Source organism: Haloarchaeobius pelagicus (assembly GCF_051207375.1).
Lineage (GTDB): Archaea > Halobacteriota > Halobacteria > Halobacteriales > Natrialbaceae > Haloarchaeobius.
Window position 1 is genome coordinate 929,961 of the sequence record NZ_JBPJZD010000001.1, and the last position, 17,317, is coordinate 947,277.

21 protein-coding genes and 2 tRNA genes are annotated in these 17,317 nt (G+C 66.7%); 13 read left to right on the forward strand and 10 right to left on the reverse strand.

Going from position 1 to position 17,317, the window contains the following annotated elements; genetic code table 11:
* Positions 1–18 precede the first annotated feature (18 nt).
* Positions 19–687 carry an MBL fold metallo-hydrolase gene (locus ACSC1S_RS04865; RefSeq protein ID WP_435363392.1) on the forward strand — a complete coding sequence of 223 codons (669 nt, stop codon included), beginning with the start codon at positions 19–21 and terminating at the stop codon, positions 685–687.
* Between the two features lie 183 nt (positions 688–870).
* Here ACSC1S_RS04865 and ACSC1S_RS04870 read toward each other — a convergent pair.
* The 5 genes from ACSC1S_RS04870 to ACSC1S_RS04890 form a co-directional block, all read right to left on the reverse strand.
* Positions 871–945: transfer RNA gene (locus ACSC1S_RS04870), tRNA-Met, on the reverse strand.
* Between the two features lie 92 nt (positions 946–1,037).
* Positions 1,038–1,208: a hypothetical protein gene (locus tag ACSC1S_RS04875; RefSeq protein ID WP_435363393.1), complete on the reverse strand. Its 171-nt coding sequence runs from the start codon at positions 1,206–1,208 to the stop codon at positions 1,038–1,040.
* A gap of 231 nt (positions 1,209–1,439) precedes the next feature.
* A tRNA-Met gene (locus ACSC1S_RS04880) sits at positions 1,440–1,514 on the reverse strand.
* Between the two features lie 117 nt (positions 1,515–1,631).
* Positions 1,632–2,108, reverse strand: a complete 477-nt coding sequence (locus tag ACSC1S_RS04885) for a GtrA family protein (protein ID WP_435363394.1) — start codon at positions 2,106–2,108, stop codon at positions 1,632–1,634.
* Complete coding sequence (locus ACSC1S_RS04890; protein ID WP_435363395.1) at positions 2,101–2,883, reverse strand: glycosyltransferase; 783 nt, start codon at positions 2,881–2,883, stop codon at positions 2,101–2,103. Before ACSC1S_RS04890 ends, ACSC1S_RS04885 begins: the two co-directional genes overlap by 8 nt.
* A 98-nt stretch (positions 2,884–2,981) precedes the next feature.
* Between ACSC1S_RS04890 and ACSC1S_RS04895 the strand changes: the two genes are divergently transcribed.
* On the forward strand, positions 2,982–5,639 hold the full coding sequence (locus ACSC1S_RS04895; RefSeq protein ID WP_435363396.1) for a DUF2298 domain-containing protein: 2,658 nt from the start codon (positions 2,982–2,984) through the stop codon (positions 5,637–5,639).
* A gap of 1 nt (position 5,640) precedes the next feature.
* On the opposite strand, the gene ACSC1S_RS04900 is transcribed toward ACSC1S_RS04895, so the two are convergent.
* Positions 5,641–5,910 (reverse strand): HAH_0734 family protein, encoded by a 270-nt coding sequence (locus tag ACSC1S_RS04900; protein WP_435363397.1) that lies wholly within the window; start codon positions 5,908–5,910, stop codon positions 5,641–5,643.
* A 146-nt stretch (positions 5,911–6,056) separates the two neighbouring features.
* Here ACSC1S_RS04900 and ACSC1S_RS04905 point away from each other — a divergent pair, with 146 nt between their 5' ends.
* The 6 genes from ACSC1S_RS04905 to ACSC1S_RS04930 all read left to right on the forward strand — a co-directional run bounded on the left by ACSC1S_RS04905 (position 6,057) and on the right by ACSC1S_RS04930 (position 9,620).
* Positions 6,057–7,337, forward strand: a complete 1,281-nt coding sequence (locus tag ACSC1S_RS04905) for a hypothetical protein (protein ID WP_435363398.1) — start codon at positions 6,057–6,059, stop codon at positions 7,335–7,337.
* Positions 7,338–7,417: 80 nt separating this feature from the next.
* Entirely contained in the window at positions 7,418–7,699 is a 282-nt protein-coding gene (locus ACSC1S_RS04910; protein ID WP_435317786.1) for a 50S ribosomal protein L44e, read from the forward strand.
* 4 nt (positions 7,700–7,703) lie between these two features.
* Positions 7,704–7,877, forward strand: coding sequence for a 30S ribosomal protein S27e (locus tag ACSC1S_RS04915; protein ID WP_261650720.1), 174 nt, complete (start codon positions 7,704–7,706; stop codon positions 7,875–7,877).
* Positions 7,874–8,674: a translation initiation factor IF-2 subunit alpha gene (locus ACSC1S_RS04920; RefSeq protein ID WP_435363399.1), complete on the forward strand. Its 801-nt coding sequence runs from the start codon at positions 7,874–7,876 to the stop codon at positions 8,672–8,674. Before ACSC1S_RS04915 ends, ACSC1S_RS04920 begins: the two co-directional genes overlap by 4 nt.
* Positions 8,671–8,853, forward strand: a complete 183-nt coding sequence (locus ACSC1S_RS04925; protein WP_261650722.1) for an RNA-protein complex protein Nop10 — start codon at positions 8,671–8,673, stop codon at positions 8,851–8,853. Before ACSC1S_RS04920 ends, ACSC1S_RS04925 begins: the two co-directional genes overlap by 4 nt.
* A 5-nt stretch (positions 8,854–8,858) precedes the next feature.
* On the forward strand, positions 8,859–9,620 hold the full coding sequence (locus tag ACSC1S_RS04930) for a proteasome assembly chaperone family protein (RefSeq protein WP_435317788.1): 762 nt from the start codon (positions 8,859–8,861) through the stop codon (positions 9,618–9,620).
* 98 nt (positions 9,621–9,718) lie between these two features.
* On the opposite strand, the gene ACSC1S_RS04935 is transcribed toward ACSC1S_RS04930, so the two are convergent.
* On the reverse strand, positions 9,719–10,030 hold the full coding sequence (locus ACSC1S_RS04935) for a hypothetical protein (protein ID WP_435363400.1): 312 nt from the start codon (positions 10,028–10,030) through the stop codon (positions 9,719–9,721).
* A 52-nt stretch (positions 10,031–10,082) separates the two neighbouring features.
* The gene (locus ACSC1S_RS04940) at positions 10,083–11,039 is read right to left on the reverse strand and encodes an alpha/beta fold hydrolase (RefSeq protein ID WP_435363401.1); all 957 of its coding nucleotides are present in this window, start codon (positions 11,037–11,039) and stop codon (positions 10,083–10,085) included.
* An 88-nt stretch (positions 11,040–11,127) separates the two neighbouring features.
* On the opposite strand from ACSC1S_RS04940, the gene ACSC1S_RS04945 reads away from it, so the two are divergent.
* From ACSC1S_RS04945 to ACSC1S_RS04955, 3 genes are all read left to right on the forward strand, one after another.
* Positions 11,128–11,751, forward strand: coding sequence for a J domain-containing protein (locus tag ACSC1S_RS04945; RefSeq protein ID WP_435363402.1), 624 nt, complete (start codon positions 11,128–11,130; stop codon positions 11,749–11,751).
* Positions 11,752–11,847: 96 nt separating this feature from the next.
* Positions 11,848–12,795 carry an archaeosortase A gene (gene artA, locus ACSC1S_RS04950; RefSeq protein ID WP_435363403.1) on the forward strand — a complete coding sequence of 316 codons (948 nt, stop codon included), beginning with the start codon at positions 11,848–11,850 and terminating at the stop codon, positions 12,793–12,795.
* Positions 12,782–13,486 carry a metallophosphoesterase gene (locus tag ACSC1S_RS04955; RefSeq protein ID WP_435363404.1) on the forward strand — a complete coding sequence of 235 codons (705 nt, stop codon included), beginning with the start codon at positions 12,782–12,784 and terminating at the stop codon, positions 13,484–13,486. Before artA ends, ACSC1S_RS04955 begins: the two co-directional genes overlap by 14 nt.
* Positions 13,487–13,498: 12 nt before the next feature.
* On the opposite strand, the gene ACSC1S_RS04960 is transcribed toward ACSC1S_RS04955, so the two are convergent.
* Positions 13,499–14,770 carry an NAD(P)/FAD-dependent oxidoreductase gene (locus ACSC1S_RS04960; RefSeq protein WP_435363405.1) on the reverse strand — a complete coding sequence of 424 codons (1,272 nt, stop codon included), beginning with the start codon at positions 14,768–14,770 and terminating at the stop codon, positions 13,499–13,501.
* A gap of 108 nt (positions 14,771–14,878) precedes the next feature.
* On the opposite strand from ACSC1S_RS04960, the gene ACSC1S_RS04965 reads away from it, so the two are divergent.
* On the forward strand, positions 14,879–16,078 hold the full coding sequence (locus ACSC1S_RS04965; protein ID WP_435363406.1) for a threonine synthase: 1,200 nt from the start codon (positions 14,879–14,881) through the stop codon (positions 16,076–16,078).
* Positions 16,079–16,107: 29 nt separating this feature from the next.
* On the opposite strand, the gene ACSC1S_RS04970 is transcribed toward ACSC1S_RS04965, so the two are convergent.
* Complete coding sequence (locus tag ACSC1S_RS04970; protein WP_435363407.1) at positions 16,108–16,467, reverse strand: helix-turn-helix domain-containing protein; 360 nt, start codon at positions 16,465–16,467, stop codon at positions 16,108–16,110.
* A 157-nt stretch (positions 16,468–16,624) separates the two neighbouring features.
* Between ACSC1S_RS04970 and ACSC1S_RS04975 the strand changes: the two genes are divergently transcribed.
* Positions 16,625–17,281 carry a helix-turn-helix domain-containing protein gene (locus ACSC1S_RS04975; protein ID WP_435363408.1) on the forward strand — a complete coding sequence of 219 codons (657 nt, stop codon included), beginning with the start codon at positions 16,625–16,627 and terminating at the stop codon, positions 17,279–17,281.
* The last annotated feature ends 36 nt before the right edge of the window (positions 17,282–17,317 follow it).

Genomic DNA, 17,317 nt, shown 5'->3' on the forward strand with positions numbered 1-17,317 from the left:
TTGTCCAATCTTTCCGCCGTGAAAATAACAGAGGGCGTCCACGCCTTGCCGTTGACACTCGAGGTGCAGGACCAGGAACTCACCATCAGCCCAGCCGCGGTCGAGACGGATTGCGGCCTCATCCTCGTCGACACGGGGCTGCCACCAACCGTCGACCAGCTCGACGCAGCGCTCGCTGCGGCCGGGTTCGACTGGGACGACATCTGGGCAGTGCTCCTGACGCACCAGGACGTCGACCACGCCGGCGGTCTCACGGCAGTCATCGAGCATGCCGACCCCGTCGTCTTCGCCCACCGCGAGTGCGCCCCCTACGTCGACGGCCGGGAGCACCCCATCAAGCTGGACGACGAGCGATATCCGCCGGTCCCGGTCGACGTCGAACTCTCCGACGGCGACCGGTTCCGGACGACTGCCGGGCCGATGGCGGTCGTGTTCACGCCCGGGCACGCCCCCGGGCACATCTCACTCTACTTCGAGGAGGCGTCACTGCTCCTCTCTGCCGACGCCCTTCACGCTCCCGACGGTGACATCGATGGCCCGCGAGTCCCACTCGACGAGGACCTCGCAGTCGACTCCATCGAGACGCTCTCGGAGTTCTCGTTCGAGCGAACCCTCTGCTACCACGGCGGGTTCGTCGAGGACGGAACCGGGGCGGTCGAGGCGGTGCTGGGCGAACGGGAGGACTGAGTCAGGGCCAGAACAGGAGTATAGACTTTCGGTTCTCGTCGGTGTTCGTGGACGGATGGCGGGAGGTAGATTTGAACCTCACTCGCTCCGCTGACGCTTCGCTCGCTGGTTCAAATCTCCTCGTTTCTACTTTGCGACTCACGGACTCGTCGCTTTGCTCCTCGTCGTTGTTCGTCGCAAAAGTAGCGGGAGGTAGATTTGAACTACCGATCTGCGGGTTATGAGCCCGCCGGAATCTCCTGGCTATCCCATCCCGCTACTTCTGCATATCCCCGTCCCACGGATAAGGGTTATGAGTTGGAGGTCGATTCCGTCAGCGACATTCGTTAAGATTCGGAGCCAGTCGTGGGCTACTCGACAGCGTACACCTCAGCCCATAGGTAGACGAGACCGATAGTAGAGTAAAGGAGTCCGAACGCCGTCGGGACCCACTCGCTCTGACTCGCGAAGAGCGCTGCCTGAACGATGCCGAGGACTACCATCGCCAACCCGAGCATCGTCTTGCGTCGACGGCGGTCCATGCGAAGTACTACCGTTGGTTCAGTGAAAAATCTCGGGCTGCTGGTCGGGGAGCTGCGTCGGGAGGTAGATTTGAACCTCACTCGGTTCGCTTACGGTTTCACCGTTCGCGTCGCGGTTCTCGCTACGCTCCGAACCGCGCACCGCTCGCTGGTTCAAATCTTCTCGTTTCTACTTTCGAGATTCAGGATCCGCTCGACGTACGTCTCGCTCACCGTTTGAATCTCGAAAAGTAGCGGGAGGTAGATTTGAACTACCGATCTGCGGGTTATGAGCCCGCCGGAATCTCCTGGCTATCCCATCCCGCTATCTTTGCATAACCCGGTGCACTAGTTAAGGGTTGTGATTACAGCGCCGTGTGTGAGTTTCTGCCTGTCGCTCTGCGGCGATTTCCACGGTTCCTCTGCCCGAAAAATACGGCTCGCTCAGTCGTGCTGGACGCGCCAGGTGAACAGGCTCTCGGCGACGTAGTTCACGACCATCCCGACGCCGATGCCGGTGACCTTCGCGAAGACGAACCAGGCGTCGATGCCGAGCAGGTCGAGGTCCAGCGCGATGACGCGGAAGACGACCCAGAAGGTGCCCAGCTGGACGAGGATGCCGCCGGCCCGGACGACGTTCGACCGGGCGAGTCGCTTGAGAGTCGGGAGGATACCGCCCGCGCCCTGCTCGGAGAACGTCCAGTTGTCGTTGAGCAGGAACATGACGATGACGGCGACCTCGATGCCGATGAACACGGCGAGTTCGGGGAAGACGTTCAGCTCGTTGAGGGCTGTCGCGGTCGTCACGTCGAACATCGCCCCGACCACACCGACCGAGGCGAACTTGCCGAAACGGACGCCTGAGGTCAGCGAGTCGACGTGGTCGTCGACGGTGTCCCGGAGGCCGGTGTCGTCACTCATCTGACTCCCTGGCGAGGCGGTCGACCAGTGGGTGGCGGTTCGAGCGGCGGTTCCAGATGAACGAGTGGAGTCGGTCCCCGCTGATGCGTTTGGCGCGATGGCGCGATTTCACGAGCGAGAGCGCGAGTTCGATGGTCGTCCCGACGGGCGAGACGGTCGACTCTGGCTGGTCCTCCCACGTGACCGGGACCTCCGCGACGCGGTAGCCCCGGGCGTTCGTCATCGCGATGAGTTCGAGGTCCCACGCGAAGCCGGCCTCGTAGAGGTGGCCGCGCACCTGCTCCCAGGCCTCGCGGTCGATGGCCTTCGCGCCGCACTGGAAGTCGTACAGGTCGACGTTGAGGAAGGTCCGGGCGAGGAACGCGAACCCGTCGCCGAGGTAGCGGCGGGCGACCGTCTGGTGCGACCGGACGTCCGCGTCGGGGTGGCGTCTGGAGCCGACCGAGAGGGCAGCGCGGTTGTCCACGACGGGTTCGACCACGTCCGCGATGGAGTCGGCGGGGGTCGCACCGTCTGCGTCGGCGAAGGCGAGCACGTCGGTGTCGAGGTGCTCGAAGCCGCAGGTGATGGCCGCGCCTTTCCCACGCCGGGCGTCGACGGCGTGGACGGTACACGGGGCGTCTTCGAGCGCGGCGAGCGTCTCGCTATCGGGTGCGTCGAGTTCCACGAGGAGGGTCTCGGGGTCCAGTCGGTCATCGAGGGCGGACAGGTAGTCGACGAGTCTGTCGACAACGGGGTCGTAGGCGGGGACGACGACTCCGACTGACCGTTGCATTACTTCGTGAAGGGTCGCCGCGGGGAGTAAAAGGGTTCGCTTCCAGCCGGTGGGTCGAAGGGAAAAGCCCTTACCCGACGACCACTCGTATCACCGGTATGGAAATTGGGCTGGTCGTCCTCTGGCTCGCGATGATGGTCGGATTGACCGTCGTCGCCGCCCCGCTCTCCGCGCTCGTCTTCTCGCCCCTCTCCGACCGCGGTGGAACCCTCGCCCTCCCGCTCGCCCTCGCAGTCCTCGGCGTCACGAGCTACTGGGTCGGGCAGGTCGCGTTCGGCTGGCCCGGCATCGTCGCGACGTTACTCGTCCTCGGTGGCGGCTCCGCGTACGCGTTCTCGCGCGGAATCGACCCTGATTGGCGGCAGGTCGGCGTGGGCTTGGCCGTGTTCACCATCGGGTTCGGGCTCGTCGTCCTCATCCGGAACGCACAGCCCGCGGTCGTCGCCGGTGGCGGCGAGAAGTACCTCGACTTCGGCCTGCTGAAGACGCTCCTCCGGGCACCGAGTCTGCCCCCGGAGGACTTCTGGTACGCCGGTGACCGCGTCCAGTACTACTACGGCGGCCACCTCGTGAGTGCTCAGCTGACGACCCTGACCGGCATCGCGGCACGCTACAGCTACAACCTCTCGCTGGCGACGTTCTACGGCGCGCTCGTCACCGGTGCGTTCGGGCTCGCCTGGAACATCGCGGCCGAGCGCGACCTGCCCCGGCTCGCGGCCGGGGGGCTGGCGGTCTTCTTCGTCGGGTTCGCGAGCAACCTCACGACGCTCGCCCGGACCGTGGTGTGGCTGCTTCCGGCCAGTATGAAGACGCCGGTCGACACGAACCCGGACCGGCCCGGGATGGAGAGCGTCGAAGCGTTCGGTGCCACCTGGAGCAAGTTCAGTCTCGCCTCCGGCCCGGACAGCTTCAACTACTGGCCCGCCTCGCGGGTCATCCCGGGCACGATCAACGAGTTCCCACTGTTCTCGTTCCTCAACGGCGACCTCCACGCGCACATGACGAGCACACACCTGCTCTTGCTCACGGCGGCCGTCGGCCTCGCCTACTGGCTCACGCCGCAGGCGCAGGTGTGGCGGCGACGAGTGTACCTCTTCGTGTGCGCACCCGTGCTCGCGGGCTGGCTCGCCATCGTGAACACGTGGAGCTACCCCTCCGTGGCTGGCATCACGACGCTGGCAGTCATCTTCGCGGGGGCACACCCGGCGAGCGTGTTCCCGGCCCGCGCCTGGAACCGGGTCGAAGCAGCTATCGACGGGTCGCCGGCCGCCGCCGAAGCCACGCGACTGCTCGCGGCCGGAATCGTCGGCGTCGCGGTCGGCGTCGGCGGGTTCCTGTTCGCCATCCCGTTCTTCTCTGGCGCGACGAGCGGCCAGTCGCTCGCCTTCCTCCCCGACCGCAGCGGGCTCGCGGGGCTGGTGCTCGTCCACGGGGCGTTCCTGCTGGTGACACTCGCATACTTCGCGCCGCGAATCGCCCCCGGCAGGCGACTCGACCTCGGCTTCGGTGCGCCGGTCGCGCTCATCGCGCTGGCCGCGGTGGGGAACGCACTGGTTGGCTGGATCCCGATACCGACCGTCGTCGTCGCCCTTCTCGGGGTCGCCGCGCTCACGCAGCTTCGTGACGGCGACCTCGTCCCGGGTGCGGTGCTGTACGGCCTCGCAGTCGTCCTCGCGCTCGCGACCGGCCCGACCGTCCAGCGTCTCGGTATCTACGGCGCGACACTGCTCGTCGGTGTCGGGGCGGTCGTCTCCGACCTGGACGAGGAGACGCGCGTCGTGGCGCTTACGGGCGTCGGCTTCGCCGTGTTCGCCGGGGTCGCGTGGGCGCTCGACGCGGTCGTCCTCGCCGTTGTCACGCCCGCGCTCGTCCTCGGCTGGCTGTTGCTCCGGCTCGACCGCGACCTCGGCTACGAGACGGTCCTCGTGGTCGCTGCAGTCGGGCTGGTCACGATGGTGGAGTTCGTCTACGTCTCCGAGCGCGCCGGTAGTGGCCGGTTCAATACGGTGTTCAAGTTCTACATGCAGGTGTGGATACTGTGGGGCACCGCGGTCGGCGTCATGCTGACGGACGTGGTCGCCCGCCAGTGGCCCGACTGGAGCATCGGCGACCGGCTGACCGCCAGTCGCGGACCGGACCTGGCGCGGCTCTCCCGTGTCGCCGCGGTCGCGTTCGCGGCGCTCCTCGTGCTCTCGACGAGCATCTACGGCGGCCTCGCGCTCTCCTCGCACTTCGAGACCCACGATGCGAACACCCTGGACGCCAAGCAGTGGACCCAGTCCAACTACCCCGACCAGTACGCCGCCATCGAGTGGCTGGACGCGACGGAGGGTCGCCCGGTCGTCGTCGAGCGCCCGACCACCGTCCACCTCTACAGCGTCAACCGGCCAGCGACCCCGCTCGTCAGTGGCGTGTCCAGTCTGACCGGGTTACCGACCATCGCGGGCTGGGGCCACGCCTCGAACTACCACACCGAGGAGGGGTGGGACGAGCGCATGGCCGACGTTGCGGCGGTGTACGAAGGAGAATCGGTGTACCAGGAGAACACGGTGACCCGGGCGGCCGTGCTGGCGAAGTACGACGTGCAGTACATCTACGTCGGCCCGCACGAGCGCGAACACTACGACGTGTCGGGACTGGCCGACGCACCCGGAATCACGGTCGCGAAGCAGTTCGGTGACGTGACGGTCTACGCGGTCGACCAGTCAGCGGTCTCGGCGGACGCGTCCGACGAAGCAGCAGGAAGAGCCGAGTGAGTCAGACGGACAGCTCGCCTTTGGCCTTGATGACGTCGATGGTCTCGGCGTCGACGCGGTCGACCTCCAGATGGTGCGGGATGTACTTCCGCTCATCGAAGTCCTGTTTCTCCGACTCGTCACCGACGACACACCACAGCTGGACCTCGTCTGGGCCGTGCCATTCGCCGTTGCGGCTGATGGAGAAACAACGGACCTCCTCCCCACCGTCGTAGCTGATGATGGCGTCCTTCCGGATGCCGGGGTCCCCGTGGATGATGAGGCGCTTCATAGCCGGGCGTTTGCACACCGTCCAATTAAGCGTATCGAAGCCGCCGATACGCGTGGACCGACCCTCGCCCACAGGCATGTTCGGACACTAACAGTAGTGAAATTAAAGTAGCAGTGGGTAGAATGTTCGATAATAAGGGGTTGGGTATGCGACACACAGGGACACTAAGCAACACCACGACGGTCTCGCAGGATGGCATCACGGTCGAGAAGGGAATCGCACCGGGCGACAAGCGGATGACGGTCCGCTACCAGGTCACCTCCGAGCGCGAGGGGGCCGCGGCGATTCGACTGGTCGAACCACTGGGGGCGGAGTTCCCGCTGGAGAGTCTGAACCTCGACGGCGCGGGCCACGGTGACTGGCTGCTGGAAGATGGCGGGAGCCGACTCGCGCTCGTCGATATCGTCGACGCGGGGGAGACCGTGACGACGAGCTACGTCGTCCACAGCGGCGACCCGACCTCGGTCGAATCGGTCCTCGAAGCGCCGATCATCGACATGGTCGACCCGGTGGAACCGACGAGCGCGCGGACGCGGGCGAGCCTCGCCGACAGCGACGGACAGGCGGCCGAGGAGACCGTCACCGACGAGCAACCGGTCATCGCGCCGGTGGTCGACGAGGAGACGGTCGTGACCGCGCTGGTCGACGCGCTCGACTCGGGCGCGGTGGAGACCGACCAGCTCGACACGCTCCGGGACCACATCGCGCCCGCTATCGCGCGCAGCGACGAGGTCCGGTTCCGCCACCTGCAGTCACGGCTCGAGGACTTCTCCGCGTACGCGGACGGGCTCGAGGCGCTCATCGACGAACACGGGACCGCGAGCGACATCGTCGTCGAACTCAAGGCGGACATCGGGCGCGTCCGCGACGACCTCGCGGCGGCGACCGACCGGCTGGACGAGGCGAGTGCCGGGCACGCGGACGTGGGTGCCCGGTTCGACGCCGCGGAAGCCAAGCTCTCGACCGTCGCGAGTCGACTGGACACGGTCGAGGAGCGACTCAAGACGGTCGACGGGCGACTGACGACGGTCGACGACCGGCTCGCGGGCGTCGACGACGCCATCGACCGAATCGACGACCGGCTCGACGCCATGGACGCCCGGTTCGAGACGGCGGATGGTCGGTTCGACCAGATAGACGAGCGACTGGCCACCATGGACGGTCGCCTCGACGACCTCGCGACGGACCTCGACACGGTGCGGTCCCGGGTCGAAACCGTCGACGACGACCTGGCCGAGTCGACGACCGCGCTGTCCGCGGACCTCGATTCGATGGCCGACCGTCTCGACGACCTGGCGGCTGACCTCGCAGAGACCGAAGCGTGGCGCGACCAGCTCGGCGAGGCCTTCCAGGGACGGCTCCCGGAGGGAACCGGCGGCGGGTCCTCCGAGACCCCCGACGGCGACGATCGGGCGGCGACCGAGTGAAACTCACGCACGGCGCTCACCGGACCGAACCAAATGCGTTTTAAAGGCCCGTGGCCAAATCGACCGTAAGGCCGATATCTATGCAGATGCCCCGACGCTTCAACACGTACTGCCCACATTGTAACGAACACCACGAGCACGAAGTGGAGAAAGTCCGGACCGGTCGCACGACCGGTATGAAGAAAGACCAGCGTAAACAGCGCGAAGGGAAGAAGACCATCGGTAACGCGGGTCGCTTCTCGAAGGTCCCCGGTGGCGACAAGCCCACCAAGAAGACGGACCTGAAGTACCGCTGCGGCGAGTGTGGCAAGGCCCATCTCCGCGAGGGATGGCGAACAGGCCGACTCGAGTTCCAGGAGTAAAACCATGGCAGGAAGTTTCTACAACGTCAAGTGCAGCGATTGTGAGAACGAACAGGTCGTGTTCGGGAAAGCCTCGACCGTCGTCAACTGTGCGGTCTGCGGGACGACGCTCGCCACGCCGACCGGCGGGAAGGCCGAGATTCCCCACGACATCATCGAGACGGTCGAATCACGATGAAGTACAGCGGCTGGCCCGACTCCGGTGAGCTCGTCGTCGGCAAAGTCGACGAGATCGAGAACTTCGGCGTCTTCGTCGACCTCGAGGAGTACGAGGACAAGCGTGGCCTCGTCCACATCAGCGAGGTCGCCAGCGGATGGATCAAGAACGTCCGCGACCACGTCCGTGAGGGCCAGACCGTCGTCTGCAAGGTACTCGACGTCGACGAGGACTCCCAGCAGATAGACCTCTCCATCAAGGACGTCAACAACCACCAGCGCTCCGATAAGATCCAGGAGTGGAAGAACGAGCAGAAGGCCGACAACTGGATGCTGCTGGCGTTCGGCGAGGACGTGAGCGACGAGCAGTACGCCTCGGTCGCGAACGAACTGCTCGGCGAGTACGGCAGCCTCTACGAGGGCTTCGAGCAGGCAGCCATCCACGGCCCGGCCGCGCTGGAAGCCACCGACCTGACCGAAGAGGAGGTCGAGAAGGTCGTGGGGACCGCCCGCGAGAACGTCTCCGTCCCGTACGTGAACGTCACCGGCTACATCGACCTGCGCTGTCCGAACCCGGACGGCGTCGACGATGTGAAGGAGGCGCTGAAGGCCGCCGAAGGGAACGGTGAGGTGCCCGACGAGGTCGAACTCGACGTGACCTACGTCGGCTCGCCGGAGTACCGCATCAAGGTCAAGGCTCCGAACTACAAGACGGCCGAGTCCGAGCTGGAGGAGGCCGCAGCACGCGCGAAAGCGGAGATCGAGAGTCGCGGCGGCACGGGCGAGTACCACCGCGAGCGACGGTCCGACGACGAATGAAATCCGACATCCGGGTGTGTTCGGCGTGGCGCGATTGCCACGAACGCCCGGTTTACACGCTTTCTGACGCCTGTCCCGAGTGCGGAGCCGATGCTGTCAACAGCGCGCCGGCCCCGTTCGACCCGGCGGACCCATACGGCGAGTACCGACGCGCTCTTAAGCGCGCCGCACACGAGTAGGCCGTATGGACCCACTCGACATCGAGCACGTCGCTGAAGCGGAGCTTTCGGACCCGGTGTTCGTCGAGGGACTGCCCGGCGTCGGCCACGTCGGCAAGCTCGCGGCCGAGCACATCCTCGACCAGCACGACGGTGAACTCGTCCGTCGTGTCTACTCGCACGACCTGCCGCCACAGGTCGACGTGGACGAAGACGGCATCGCCGAACTCACGCATCTGGAGTTCCACGCGGTCGAGACGGATGGGCGCGACCTGCTCGTCCTGACCGGCGACCACCAGGCCCAGAGCAACGACGGGCACTACCGACTCGCGAGCGCCGTTCTCGACCTCGCCGAGGAGTTCGGCTGTGCGGAGGCGTACGCCCTCGGCGGCGTCCCGACCGGCGAACTCATCGAGGAGTACGCGGTGCTCGGTGCCGCGACGAACGACGAGATGAAAGACGACCTCGTGGACCTCGGTGTCGAGTTCCGTGAGGACGAACCCGCGGGCGGCATCGTCGGTGTCTCCGGCCTCGTGCTCGGGCTCGGCCGTCGCCGTGACCTCGACGCCGCGTGTCTCATGGGCGAGACCTCCGGCTACCTCGTCGACCCCAAGAGCGCACAGGCGGTCCTCGAAGTCCTCGAGGAGCGCTTCGAGATGGACCTCGACTACGCCTCGCTCGAAGAGCGCGCAGAGGAGATGGAGGAGGTCATCGGAAAGATCCAGGAGATGGAGAAGCAGCAGCAGGCGAACGTGCCGAGCGACGACGACCTCCGGTACATCGGGTAACGCCGTCACCGGGGCCGCCCTCGTCACTCACCAGCGACGACTCGGTTCTCCTGAGACGACGGTCGCCGAGTGGCGACGCGATGACGCCGAAAAGCGGGTCAGTCCGCAGTCGGCTCCGGTTCCGGTTCGGGTGCCGCCTCCAGTGCGGGCGGCGCAGCGGCCGCGTTCTCGCGCTGGTTTCGGAGATAGAGCGCGACCAGCGCCAGCCCCGCCGAGAGGACCACGCCCTGGACGAGGACGCCGTCGACGAGCTTGGTCGACGCGTACGCCGTCCAGAGGACGGTTCCGACGAGCCCGACGCGGATGTCGGTCCACGCCCAGGTCCCGCGCTGGTACGCGAAGAGGCCGTAGAGCGCGAACGAGAGCCAGGCCACCAGCAACAGCGAATAGAGTTGTTCGGAGAGCGTCATCAGTGATGATACGGGTGCGATGACGATAACGGGGGAAGTAACCGCGGCCTCGTCACCCGAGGAAGGCCCGGACCCGGTCCTCGAACGCCGCGGGGCGTTCACGCGGGGGCATGTGCCCACAGCCGGGCAGCACGAACAGCTCGGCGTCGGGGAGCAGGGCGTGGGCACGGATGGCCCAGTCGACGGGAACCACCGGGTCGCGTTCCCCGTGGACGAGCAGGGTCGGCACGTCGAGGGTCGGGAGGCGGTCGAGGAACGCGGTTCGGAGCCCGGTCGGCGTGACCTCGTGGCGCTGGAACGCGCGCCAGTCCGCACCCACCGCTGGCCGGCGAAGGGCGGCGATCACGTCGGCTTCGAGTTCAGGGTCGGGGTCGACGACCATGCTGCGGATGGAGAGGCGACCGAGACGCTCGCTGTGGCGGAAGGCCCACCAGATGGCGCGGTTCAGGCGCTCGGCGCGGGTGAACCAGTAGCCAAGTCGGCCACCCGGCACGCTCGTGCCGAACCCGTAGCTGTCCACGAGGACGAGTTTCTCAACGCGGTCGGGGTGGTCGGTGGCGAACTGGAGGGCGACGCCGCCACCCATCGAGATACCGACGAGGGAGACGCGGTCGAGGAACAGTTCATCGAGGAACTCGGCGAGCACGTCCCCGTAGTAGGCCAACGAGGGCTGGTCGCTGGCCGGGCCGCTGGCACCGTACCCCGGCAAGTCGGGTGCGAGGACGTAGTGCGAGTCGGCGAGGCCAGGGGTGAGGTGTCGCCACGAGAGGCTCGCCTCGTCGAGGCCGCCGCCGTGGAGGAGGACGACCGGCGGGGCCGTCGCCTCGCCGGCAGCGAGGTAGTGCACTCGGACGTGTCGGAGGTCGAGGTACCGGGACCGCGGTCGGTCGCCCTGGCGGGTCATCCCGGTGGTCGACGTGGCAGGCGTTTCGGCTGTCGGTTCTGCGGGTTCGACGGTCGTCTTCTCGGGCGCAGTGGGAACCGGACGGGAGCGGCGTTCGATATCCATGTCGAACTGATAGGTCGTCGGCGAAGAAGTCGCTTCCTCCAACGAACTCTTTACCGACCGTGACATACATTCTCCCGTGGTACTGCCAGTGGTAGACACCGGGTTCGGATGGGTGACGACGCTCCCGTCGTGGTTGCTGGCCGGTCTCTCGCTGGGGGCGTTGTTCGCGGTGCTCTCCGCGACGATGTTCGTGGCGGGTGAGTACCTCTTTCCGGAGCCGGCAGGGTACACGCGTGCCGGCAACCGGAACCTGTCAAGCGAGGCCCGCCGCCGCGAGGAGATCCGCTGGTATCTCGACGCCATCGGCGAGCAGTTCGTCGAGGACCATCCGGTCGCGGGGGACACCGTCGCCTTCTACCTCCCGGCCCGAGACGTCGCGGTGACCTTCGACGCCCACGCCTTCTTCCGCATCCAGCAGACCGACACCTACGCGGTGCTCTGTGAACACGAGATGCACGGCCATCACCTGGGGGCACGCCTCCCGTTCGAGGTACCCGACATCGACTGGGAGATCGACGAACCCGACGAGGGCGACGTCATCACGCAGGCCTTCAGGGCGCTGGGGCTGCCACCGTCGGCGTCGACGGAGGAGGTCCGGGCCGCGTACCGAGAGCGCGTCATGGAGACCCACCCCGACCACGGCGGCTCCGAGGAGTCCTTCAGGCGAGTTCGTGAGGCGTACACCACGGCGAAAGAGCACGCCGCGGACTGAGTCCGGACGAAAACGGCAGCGAGGGCCGGTAACGCCCCGGTAACTGAGCGACAGGATGGCAACAAGATTTTATGCATTCTCTCCGTTCTCCCGTACATGCTCCCCCTTCCCGCCGCCCTGCCGACGGTGTTCGGCATGCCTGCGACGGACCTGCTCGCGTGGGTCGTCATCGCGGCGTTCCTCGTCGGCGCGGTACTCGACAGATACGACCGGACGCTGGCCATCTACTGGCTCGCCGGGACGTGGGTCCTGTTCGGTGGGTTCTGGCTCGCCGTCTTCCCGCACTTCGCGTTCGAGGTCCGCAGTTTCGTCGAGGGCGGCCTCGCGCTCTTTGCGGTCCCCGCCTCGGTGTACACCGGCTACCTCCTGCTCAAGGGCCGTGAGCGCCTCGTGGTCCTCTCGAAGGCCGTCGGCGTGATGGGTCTCATCTACCATCCGACGCAGGCGATTCCGTTCGTCCGCCGGGTGCTCATCGAGGAGGTCGCCAGGGAGACGTACTGGGGTATCCAGCTCCTGGGCTACAACCCCGAGTTCACCACCGGTCCGGAGTACGGCTACCTCAACATGTTCGTCTTCTCCGAGTTCGCGACCTACATCGTCTACGCCTGCACCGGCATCGGGTCGATGGCCATCTTCGCCGGACTCATCGTCGCGGTCAAGGCACCGCTCACGCGCAAGCTGAAGTCCTTCGGGCTGGCCATCGGCGTCATCTGGGTGCTCAACCTCATCCGGAACGTGTTCGTCGCCATCGCGGCCGGAAAGGGCTGGTTCCTGCAGGACCCGGTCGTCCAGTTCGCGGCGCTCGCGGGCGTCGAGCGGAGCCACGCCTCGTTCTGGTTCGCACACAGCGTCCTCTCGCAGATCCTCTCGGTGTTCGCGCTCGTGGGCATCACCTGGGGGGTGGTCCACGTCCTGCCGGAACTCCTCGGCGTGCTCGAAGAGGTGCTGTTCGTCGCGACCGGCGAGGAGTACGACCTCGAAGACGCCCTCGGCGTGAACGAGCCGATTCGCGCCGACGGCGGCAAGGTCGATGGCGGCGACTGACCTCGGATTCGCCGACCGGGCGGCCTACCTCCCTGCCGCCGATGCGCTCGTTCTCTCCGACCTCCATCTCGGCAAGGCCCATGCGTCCAGCGTCGACTTTCCCCTGAACGAAGGCACGGAGATGGCCGACCGGCTCTCCGCGTTGCTCGACAGCTTCGACCCCGAGACGGTGGTCTTCGCCGGCGACGTACTCCACACGTTCACGACGGTTCCCGTGCCGGCTCGCGACGCGCTCGACGGGCTCACCGACCTGGTGACCGACCGGGCCGAGCTGGTGCTCGTGCGGGGGAACCACGACACGCAACTCGACCGGGTCACCGACCTGCCCGTCCACGACTCCTACCGGCTTCCGGACGGGACCGTCGTCTGTCACGGCCACGAGGAACCGGACGCGGGTGGCGAGCGAGTGACGCGCTACGTCGTCGGGCACGACCATCCGACCATCGACATCGAGGGACGGACGTACCCCTGTTTCCTCTATGGTCCCGGCGTCCACCGGGGGAATGACGTGCTCGTCCTCCCGTCGTTCACGACGCTGGCGGCGGGGATGACGGTCAATCGGATGCGCGGGTCGGACTTCCAGACACCGTTCGTCGCGACCCCCGATGGGTTCCATCCCATCGTTCGTGACGAGACCGGCGACGAGACGCTCCGGTTCCCGCCGCTCGGGGAGTTCAGGCGACTGTTGTAACGGAGAAGAGCTCTACTGCCGGTCCTCGCGGACCGCGTCGGCTGCCACCTTCCCGCTCTCCAGCGCGCCCTGGATGGACGACCAGCGCGTGTAGTCCCCGGCGAGGTAGACGGGGCCAGCGGGCGCTCGCACCGCTGGAAGGTTTTCCGCGAAGCCCGGCGGCTGCTCGAACTGCGCGAACTCGATACGGTCGGTGTGTCGCAGTTCGAAGCTGGCGAACTGGCGCTCGGGGTACCACGACGCGAGGGTGTCGTGTGCCAGCACCGCGAGTTCCTCGTCGGACTCCTCGCGCTCGCCGAGGAAGGTCGCACTCAACAGCCGCGTCCCATCGGGAGCGTACTCGGGCGCGACGATGGTGTGGTCGACTAGCTGGTTCGGGGCGTCGGACTCGGCGTTGAGCATGAGTCGCTTGCCAGCGTCGAGGTCGCCCGTGTCCTCGAGCGCGTACCACTGTGTGACACAGCTGTGGGCGTCGGTCGGGATGGCCTCGACGTCGGTGAGTGACGATGCGGCGGCCGGGTCGGTCGCGACCACGACGGCGTCGGCGGTGACGGTCTCGCCCCCGAGGTCGACGCTCACCCCATCGCCATCGGTCTCGACAGCCTCGACCGGTCGGTCGGTCTGGATGGTCGCGCCGGCCGCTTCGGCACGGTCACGCAGTTGGGCCGAGATGGCTCCCATGCCACCGGCCGGAACGACGGTGTTGCCCGCCGAGAGCATCTTGAAGGTGTACTCGAACACGTGCTTCGAGGTCGACAGCGACCGGTCGAGCGTGATGCCGCCGTAGAACGGCGCGGCGAAGTTCTCGAGGTACTTCCGCGAGAACCCCCGCGAGTTCAGGTAGGCTTCGATGGACCTGTCCGGTCCCTGGAAGAGCGAGTCGGTCGACCGACTCTGCAACTCGCGCTTCAGTCGCAACGTGTTGAGCTTGTCCGTGACGGTCACGTCGCGGTTGAAGATGGACTCCGTCAGCGAGCCGGGGTCGCGGAACGGGTCAGAGAGGATGGAGCGATGGCCCTCGCGACAGATACAGGCCCCGGGCGTGAACGAGCGGAGGTCGAGCGCGTCGTAATCGAGTTCGCGCTGTGCTGCCGGGTAGGCAGTGAACAGGACCTGGAATCCGCGGTCGTACGTGAACCCCTGTTCGTGTGTCGACCGAACGCGGCCGCCGACTGCTGGCTCTCGCTCGAATAGCGTGACGGCTGCCCCCGCGTCCGCCAGGTGGCGGGCGGCAACCAACCCGGCGAGCCCGCCCCCGACCACGATGACCTCGTCGTCGTGCATACGGACCGATAGGGTAGTGGGGGTGAAAACCCCCCTGCCCTCGGCAGTTTGGTCGCGCGGGAGCGGGCGATGGACAGCGATTAGTTACCGCCCACCGAAGCCGGGCGTATGGAGACGACCGACGCCTTCGTCGGACTCGACTGTGTGTCGTGTGGCGACCGATTCGACGCCGACGTGGCCACCCACCGGTGCCCCGAGTGTGGGGGCATCCTCGACCCGGCGTACGACTACGACTCGCTCGAACTCTGGCGCGACGAACTCGAATCCCGCCGGTTCGACTCGCAGTGGCGCTACGAGGAACTGCTGCCGTTCACGCGCTCGGCCGCCGTCTCGATGGACGAGGGGGCGACCCCACTGGTGCCCTGCCCCGACCTCGCCGACGAACTCGGCGTCGGGCAGGTGTACCTCAAGGACGAGGGTCGGAACCCGACGGGGACGTTCAAGGACCGCGGGCAGTCCGTAGCCGTCACCGCCGCGGTCCAGCACGACGCGTCCGACGTGGCACTCGCTTCCGCGGGGAACGCCGGGCAGGCTGCCGCGGCCTACGCGGCCCGCGCCGACCTCGACTCCCACGTCTTCCTGCCGGCCCGGGCAGGCTTTACGAACAAGGCGATGGTGAACGTCCACGGCGGCGACATGACCGTCGTCGGTGGCCGTATCTCCGAGGCGGGCGCGGCCTACGAGGACGCGATGGCCGACGAGGAGAACGCACACTGGTACTCCCTCCAGACGTTCCAGACGCCGTACCGCCACGAGGGCAAGAAGACGATGTACTACGAGATCGTCGAGCAACTCGACTGGGAGGTCCCCGACGCGGTCGTCTACCCGACCGGCGGTGGCGTGGGCCTCATCGGCATGTACAAGGCCGCGACCGAGTTCCGCGACCTCGACCTCACGGACGGGATTCCGGGGTTCTACGCGGCACAGGCCGAGGGCTGTGCCCCCATCGTCACCGCCTTCGACGACGGCCGGGACGAACACGAACCGTGGGAGCATCCGGACACCATCTGTGGCGGCATCGAGATTCCGAACCCCGGCGCGAGCCCGTGGATCCTGGAGGCGCTCCGTGAATCCGACGGCGGTGCCGTCGCCACCAGCGACTCGGACATCCTCGACGCTGCCATCACGGTCGCCCAGAACGAGGGGCTCGAGATGGGCGCGACCTGTGCCGCCGCCGCCTCCGGCGCGTGGGAACTCTCCCAGCGCGGCGAGTTCGGCGAGGACGACACCATCGTTCTCATGAACACCGGCACCGGGAACAAGGACGACGACGTCCTTCGCTCGCACCTGATGGGCAAGGGTATCTGAGCGGAATCGCTGGCGAAGTCCGTCGAAAATCAGTCCGCTGCGGGTTCGACCGCCACACCGTCCTCGTCGTCGAAGCCGACCGAGATGGTGAGGTTCTCGAACTGCGGTTCGTACTCCTTGGCGTGGGCTCCGTCGGCCCGGATACGGGTCTGTTCTTCCAGGAGCGCACCGTCGGTCATGAGTTCGAGCTTGCGGTAGGTCGTCGAGAGCGGCAGGTCACAGCACTCCGACAGCTCGCTCGCCGACCGCGGCTGTTCGCGAACCGACTTGAGGATGGCTCGACAATCGCCGTCGTTCAACGCCGTGAGGAGCGAATCCGCGTCGACGTCTCTCAGGTCTGCGCTACCGACCGAACGGGGGTCTTCGAACGTGGAAGTCTCGACGGACATGGGGTGTTTCTCTACCTGTATGTACCGACTGGAGGGGTACGGAACGCTACCCACGATATGAGGGGTAGTTTAAGTACCCCCGGACAGCGCCCCCGCGACCACGAAACCGCATTCGGACGACCCAGTCGTTAAGGGGACCGACGTTCAGAGGGCAGTCATGGGCGAAGGCATCCGTGCGGAGGTCCGAATCGAGTCCCCCGAGGGGTGTCCCGTCGCGGGTGCGACCGAAGCGACCGGTACCGCGAGTTACTCGGTCTCGAAATCCGTGAACCCGGTCGAGGGGGGCCGCGTCACCGAGGAGTTCATGCTCGACGACGAGGCGGTGGTCGAGGAGGCCGACCTCGCCGACGAACTGACCGAAGTGTTCGCGTACGGCTCGAAGAGCGCCTACCGGTTCGAGCGCGAACACGGCCGTTTCTGTCCGTGCGAATGCGTCGAGCGCTTCGACTGTCCCGTGGTGGACGTGCACGCGCGAGCGGAGGCACTGTTCGTCACCTTCCACGCGCCGGACATGGAGACGCTGCAAGACGTCATCGGTGACCTGCGCGGGGCGTACCCGAGCCTCGACGTGCAGCGCCTGCTTCGCTCGGAGGGGAACGCGTCGGAGGAGAGCCTCGTGTTCGTCGACCGTGGCGAGTTGACAACCCGCCAGCAGGAGGTGCTGGAGACCGCCCACGAGATGGGCTACTTCGAGCACCCCAAGCGTGCCAACGGCGGCGAGGTGGCCGACGAACTCGGCATCTCCCGATCGACACTGTCTGAGCACCTGGCTGCTGCACAGTCGAAGCTGCTCGGCACCATCCTGGCGAGTTGACCCGAGCCGACGTAGTCCCGCACATTTACGTAGCCG